This window comes from Streptomyces sp. NPDC085866 (assembly GCF_044541035.1).
Taxonomy (GTDB): Bacteria; Actinomycetota; Actinomycetes; order Streptomycetales; family Streptomycetaceae; genus Streptomyces.
Map to the genome: position 1 here is coordinate 1 of NZ_JBITSQ010000038.1, position 1525 is coordinate 1525.

At 67.0% G+C, this 1525-nt stretch carries 1 protein-coding gene; it reads left to right on the forward strand.

The features are described from left to right. Positions 1 to 1525 (forward strand): AMP-binding protein (locus ACIF83_RS45625; protein ID WP_399736550.1); only part of this gene is annotated, 1525 nt, incomplete at both ends.

Genomic DNA, 1525 nt, shown 5'->3' on the forward strand with positions numbered 1-1525 from the left:
GGTGGGCTCTACATCGCGGACGCCACCCAGCAACGTGACCCCCAGCTCCTGCTCGACCTGCTGCTCACGGAGCCGATCACTTTCTGGGACTCGGTGCCGACCACCCTCAACCAGGTGGCCTCCCTGTTCTCCGGGAACACCGGGTACCAGGGAACCGAGGACCTCCGCGTCGTCTTCCTCTCCGGTGACTACACGCCGTTGTCGCTGCCGGACGAGGTTCGCAGGGTGTTCCGGAACGCGGAGATCATCAGTCTTGGTGGGGCGACCGAGGCGACGGTGTGGTCGAACTACTTCCGGGTTCGCGAGATCGATCCGGACTGGCGGAGCATTCCGTACGGCCGGCCCATCGACAATGCGCGTTACTACGTTCTCGACGAGGACATGGAGCCGTGTCCGGTCGGTGTCGAGGGCGATCTGTACATCGGTGGGGACTGTCTGTGTGTCGGCTATGCCAACCGTCCGGACCTGACTGCGGAGCGGTTCGTCCGTGATCCGTTCAGCGGGCGGGAGGGGGACCGGCTGTATCGGACGGGTGATCGGGCCGGCTTCTTCCCGGACGGCAACATCTGTTTTCTGGGGCGTGCGGACAACCAGGTCAAGCTGCGTGGGTTTCGTATCGAGCCGGGCGAGATCGAGCACACGCTGACCCGTCATCCGGCGGTCCGTCAGGCGATCGTCACTGCGCGGGAGGATCAGCCGGGCGATCTGCGTCTGGTCGCCTATGTCGTCGCCGATCCCGAGGCGGTGGAGATCGCGGGCGGGGCTCAGGAGCAGGTGGGGGAGTGGCAGGAGGTCTACGACCAGGCGTATTCCACCGTCGGTGACGGTGAGTTCGGTGAGGATTTCGTCGGCTGGAACAGCTCTTACACGGGTGAGCCGATCCCGCTGGAGGAGATGCGTGCCTGGCGGGACGCGGCGGTGGAGCGGGTGCTGTGCTGGTCGCCGATGCGGGTCCTGGAACTCGGGGTCGGCTCGGGTCTCCTGCTCGCCCACGTCGCGGGGCAGGTGGAGGAGTACTGGGCCACGGACTTCTCCTGGCAGGTGATCGAGCGGCTGCGGGAGCAGGTGAGGCGGGCCGGCCTGGCGGACCGGGTGCAGTTGCGGTGCCAGGGCGCCGACGACCTGTCCGGTCTTGCGCGTGGCCGGTTCGACACCGTGGTGCTCAATTCGGTCGTGCAGTACTTCCCCAATGCCGGCTACTTGGAGCAGGTTCTGAACGGGGCCTGGGAACTGCTCGCGCCGGGTGGTCGGATCGTCCTTGGTGACATCCGGCGAGCGAGCTCGTTGGCGGTCCTGCAGACGGGTGTTCAGCGGGTCAAGCACGCGGATGCGACGGCGGCCGTGCTGCGTAGTGCGGTGGAGCAGGCTGTGCTCCTGGAGAAGGAACTGGTGGTCGACCCCGACTGGTTCCTGCGCTGGGCCGACCGTGCCGGGGGTGTCGCGGTCGATGTCCGGGTCAAGGACGGCAGTGCGCACAACGAGCTGACCCGGCACCGCTACGAGGTGGTGCTGCACAAGCCGGGCA